Annotated in this window: 4 protein-coding genes; all 4 read right to left on the bottom strand. The window is 64.7% G+C overall.

Going from position 1 to position 4880, the window contains the following annotated elements; translation table 11 throughout:
• Positions 1 to 633 precede the first annotated feature (633 nt).
• On the bottom strand, positions 634 to 789 hold the full coding sequence (locus tag ADBZ5N_RS17405; RefSeq protein WP_526259595.1) for a DUF6131 family protein: 156 nt from the start codon (positions 787 to 789) through the stop codon (positions 634 to 636).
• Positions 790 to 979: 190 nt separating this feature from the next.
• A complete protein-coding gene (locus ADBZ5N_RS17400; protein ID WP_526259593.1) occupies positions 980 to 2434 on the bottom strand; it encodes a glycoside hydrolase family 130 protein in 1455 nt (484 codons plus the stop codon).
• A gap of 20 nt (positions 2435 to 2454) precedes the next feature.
• Positions 2455 to 3468, bottom strand: coding sequence for a glycosyltransferase (locus ADBZ5N_RS17395; protein WP_526259591.1), 1014 nt, complete (start codon positions 3466 to 3468; stop codon positions 2455 to 2457).
• Positions 3465 to 4634: a glycosyltransferase gene (locus ADBZ5N_RS17390; RefSeq protein WP_526259589.1), complete on the bottom strand. Its 1170-nt coding sequence runs from the start codon at positions 4632 to 4634 to the stop codon at positions 3465 to 3467. The genes ADBZ5N_RS17395 and ADBZ5N_RS17390 overlap by 4 nt, the downstream gene beginning before the upstream one ends.
• Positions 4635 to 4880: the final 246 nt, after the last annotated feature.

Genomic DNA, 4880 nt, shown 5'->3' with positions numbered 1-4880 from the left:
GGAGCCCAACTGGCTTCCCGCCCCGCCCGGACCGTTCACCCTCTACATGCGGCTGTACTCGCCCAAGCCCGAAGCTCTCGAGGGAACCTGGCAGGCACCCAAGCCGGTGAAAGTCTCGGGCTGACGAACGACCGAATACTGTGATGCGGTGAGCGTCTCGCGGGGATCAGCCTCCAACACACACCGCTACCGACTGACTGTGTTTGTCATGCCCGCGGGGGAACTCGGACATGCAGCAGACTGGCATGACGCGAGGCCGAGGATGACGCCGACCAAGAATCCGAGAAACACCCCAGTACTGAATGTCAGCCAGCGATGTGAATAGTGCAGTGGAGTATACGGTTTCACGTCGAGGTTCCTTTGCGGATGAGAGCTGGCCAGACGGGCGTCGAGCTATCGGGCTGCTCCGCCTTCAGAATCCCACCGCTCCTCCGCGTCATCCGCGGCAACTCTCTGGGAACGGGATTCCCTGTCCTGCAGGCTGATCATGAGCAGGAGTTCGGTGGTCGATTCGTTGTTCGGGGCGGCAGCCGCCATCAGGGTGGCGTGCGCCTGGTCCGCCCCGGTGTGTGGGGGGACCACGAGGAGAACGGCTCTGTTGCCACGTGTTTCACGGGGTCGCGCGAGGCCGGATCAGTAGTAGTGGCGGCGGCCGCCGACCGCGTGTCCCAGAGACCCAAGAATCCAGAGCACTCCTCCGATGACCAGCAGGATCACCCCGACAGACCACAGAATCGAGATCTTGAAGACGAATCCGAGAATGAGAAGAACAACTCCGAGAGTGATCATGAACCGTGGTGTCTCCTTCGATGTCAACGTTCCGGCCCGGTTCGTCGGCCACTGCCCCTCAGAGCGCGACGGTGCGGCGGGGATCCTGCTGAAGCAACTCAACGCTGCGTACCTGGCCGGTCCTCAGCGACGTAATACCCACCTTGAGCCGGTATCAAACCTGCCCGCAGCGCTAGCCGCGACCGCACGATCAGGACCGGAGTGCATCCAGAAGTTCCCACACCGGCACCGTGGCAAAACCGATCGCCGCGTCGCCGATCCCGTACGGCAGGACCAGGGTGTCGGCGTGGATCAGCGCGCCGCACGAATAAACCACATTGGGAACGTAGCCGTTCTGCTCGTCGGCGGCCGGGCTAAGCAGTGGTTCGCGAAGTCGACCGATGATCTGCGTCGGATCATCGAGATCGAGCAGGATCGCCCCGATTCGGTAGGTGCGCATGGGGCCGACGCCGTGGGTGAGCACCAGCCACCCCGCGTCGGTCTCAAGGGGTGAACCGCAGTTGCCAAGCTGAAGCACCTCCCAGGCTTCGCTGGGCTGCTGGCAGGGCACTGCACTGGTCCAGACGAACGGCTGATCGGAGTAGGCGATCGTGTTGGACTCGCGGTCTGATCTGGACAGCGCAGCGAAGCGTCCACCGATACGGCGTGGAAACAACGCCAGCCCCTTGTTCGCCGCTGCGCCTCCGACCATCGGTCTGGACGTGAAGGACTGGAAATCCCGTGTCTGGAGCAACTGTTGGCTTATGGACAATCCGCTGTAGGCGGTGTAGGTGGCATAAAATCTGACCGAGCCGTCTCCGTCTTCGAATCGTACGAACCGGGCATCTTCCATGCCGACTGCCTCGGCGTCGGTTGCCGGCCACAGTACCCGCTCGGAAACATCTGTCCCACTGGGAAACTCGATTCCGTATGTCCGCTCGGCGATGGCCCGGATCTCCGCGATCGTCTCCTGCGCACGCTCACGGGTGCTCAGATGCGTCTGGAGCATGGCAAGTTGACGGGCCAGATCGATAAGCGTGAAACGCTCACCGAGCGCGTCGAGCACATAAGACGCCGCCTCACCGGCCTCGCCGAGTCGGGCGAGTTCAACGCGGAAGACAGCAGCGTCCAGCGGAACCGGCCGGGTGGTCCCAGCGGTCGCCACCGGAGCGCATTCATCGACTTCGGGCCGGCCGAACGAGTCAATGACTCCCGTCCGGAAGCCGATCGACGAGCGGTGGCCCTCCCCGATGCCGCGGACGCTGAGCACGAATCGCACACTGCCCGGACTTATTCCGGTCTGGTCGGGGTGCACCACGATGCTGGGGTTGCACAGCGCCGCACCTTCAAAGGCATACTCGCTGGTGAATACCGCACCCATCAACACCATTCGCTCGTCGGAGATCTCGGTGTCGGGATCGAGACGATCGGCGAGTTCATCGGCGTTCCGACGGAAGATGCCGACAAGATCACGATGCCGTCCGCCGAATCGGGTGATGACATCACCCAATGCCGCCGAGACGTCACTCTCGCTCATCCCCAGGACACGCGCCAAAACCACACCTGTCCGGGACTGTTGGTGCTCGAACCCCTCCTGGCCGGGCACGAAAAGCTGGGTGATGACCCGCGCCGAGTCGGCACTGAGCCGGTGAGGACTGCGCGTCACGAGAACGCCCGACGGCGAAATCACTGCGGCACAGTCGAAAGCCGAAGCGCATGCTGCAGAGTCGACAGCACGGCCAGGGTTGACTCGGCACCCTGGTTCCGGTTTACCGCTTCGGCGTGCAGACCGTCGAATCCGGCACCTGTCCGTGAATCCCACATCGGCAGACCGGCATCGTTGGCACCCTCGAACCAGGCGGCTGCGGCCCGCACCGAGTCGGGCCACAGTTGACTGGCGTCGACGGCAGAGGCGCGCGCACACGCATCAGCGATGGAGGACACTTCGATCGGCTGCTGGTCGAATCCCGGCCGGGTATCGCCCGGTCCCCTGCCGCCGGCAGGGGTGGGTGAAAGATGACCGCCGGCTGTTTCATGGTCGACAAGCCAGCCCAACAGATCCAGGCCGCGCCGCCGCAGCGCATGGTCCTCCAGTGCGACCCCGGCAGCGATCATCGCGTCAGGCAGTACGGCGTTGGCGTAGGTGAGCCGGGACTCCGGCCACGGCCACCCGGAGTCGCCGTTGGAGCCGGCGAGACCGGCGGCATAGTCGGTGATCAGCGCTCGGGCCGCACGATGCCCGGGATCCACCTGGAGAAGTTCCGCGGCCCCCAACGCGGCGAACGCCATCGCCCGGGGCCAGGGCGAGCGGACCGTGGCAGCACGCTCGAACTGGATGACCGCCAGTCGGCGAATCAGCGAGACATCACTGTGCGCCGCAGCAGTCCCCAGACCCCAAAGGCAACGCCCCCAGGCGTCCTCGGCTGCCGGCTCGTCGGTCCACCGTCCGTTGCGGTCCATCCGGTTTCGGCACTTGCCGGCGAATGACTGGGCTTCGTTGAGGAACTGGACCGCGACCCGGGCCAGACGGTTCACCTCGCCGGCGGCATCGGGTTGCCGGGTTGCGACGACAAGCACCCGAGCCACGTCGTCGGTGCAGTAGCCGTCTTCGATTCGGGGTTGCGACAAACACGCGTGCTCGAAGGTGCCGCGATGATCCGTCAGCTGTAGCAAGTGGTCGAAGATCGGGGCCGGCGTCATACCAGCGCCGACCGCTGGGCGAGCAGCCGTTTTGCCAGATTCAGGTACTGCGCGGCCACCACCGACCAGGCCATGCTCGGCGCCAGGCGGCGGGCCTCGGCGGCCATCGAGCCGGCGAGAGGCTCCTCGGTCACGACTCGGCGCAGGGCGATTTCCAGCGCGGTGGGATCGTCGTGGTCGACGACGATTCCCGCGCCACTGGCCAGCAGTTCGACGGCGTGCGGGAACGCGGTGGCGACTACCGGCCGCCCACTCGCGATGGCGTCGACCAGGACACCGGAGGTGGCCTGATCGGTGGAGTCGTAGGGCAGCACGACGGCGGCTGCGGACTGGGCCAGCGCATTCAACGACGCCACGGTCCGGTAGTCGGGGTCAAAGCACACCGAGTCGGCGACGCCGTTGCACATGGCCTGCTCCATGCGGGCGAGGCGATAGGCGTCGCCATCAGCGGCCAGCACCTTCGGATGTGTCTGGCCGGCGACCAGATACCGGGGCCGACTGGGTAGATCACGCAGGGACACCATCGCGTCGATGACGCGCTCGACTCCCTTTCCCGGCCCCAGCAATCCCCAGGTCAACAGTGTGGGCCGTCCCGAACCTCGCACCGGGGCATGACGCGGGATGGTCGCGCCATGCGCGATCGTGCTGACTTTCCCACGGTCGACGTCGTAGCCGCTGCACAGTCGTTCGTTGGCCGCCTCGGACATCACGATCACCTGGGCCGACATCGCCGCGACGGCCTCGAGCACCGAACGCTGATGCGGGGACGGATGCGTGAGGACAGTGTGCGCCACCACGATGCACGGAACTTCCAGCCCGCTGATGATCCTGACGACCTCGTCCCCGTCGACGCCGCCGTAGATTCCATACTCATGCTGAATGATGGCAATGTCGTTGCGGTTCAACAGTTCCGACGTTGCGGCCACCGATCGCGCCACACCGTTTCGAAGTTCTCCGACAACCCTGTTCTCGGAGGTCGATAGCCCGTCGGAAATCCGTACGACACCCACACTTGCGCCGTTCGCGGACAATCCGTCGGCCAGGGCTGCGCTGAACGTAGCCAGTCCGCATGCTGTCGGCGGGTAGGTACTCAGAATTCCGAAAGTTGTTGATTTCGAGACGCTTTGTCCCACATCAAAATGAGCCGACGGACTTGGCGCGTTCAAGGTGATCCCATCTAGGGGTTGTCACCGGTGTATCCGGCATGAGCGTATGCTCGGCGTGATTCGCGGCGGACCGCGACATCATCCCGGAATGACTGGACTCCCAACTCCTCCCACGCTACACCCCCTGTGGTGATACCGACATCCGGCGAGCCGAACTCACCGCCGACGAGGCTCTGAATACCATTACCCCGTCCAAGACCGAGCTGGCGACTTGGACCGGGTAAGCAGCTATCTCCTTGGAGTTGC

The organism is Mycobacterium sp. (assembly GCF_044370595.1).
GTDB lineage: Bacteria > Actinomycetota > Actinomycetes > Mycobacteriales > Mycobacteriaceae > Mycobacterium.
This window is presented reverse-complemented; position numbering and strand designations above follow the sequence as displayed.

Bases quoted from the DNA above. Each gene is read 5' to 3' on its own strand.
- ADBZ5N_RS17405 (WP_526259595.1), bottom strand. From the start codon at position 789: ATGATCACTCTCGGAGTTGTTCTTCTCATTCTCGGATTCGTCTTCAAG.
- ADBZ5N_RS17395 (WP_526259591.1), bottom strand. From the start codon at position 3,468: ATGACGCCGGCCCCGATCTTCGACCACTTGCTACAGCTGACGGATCAT.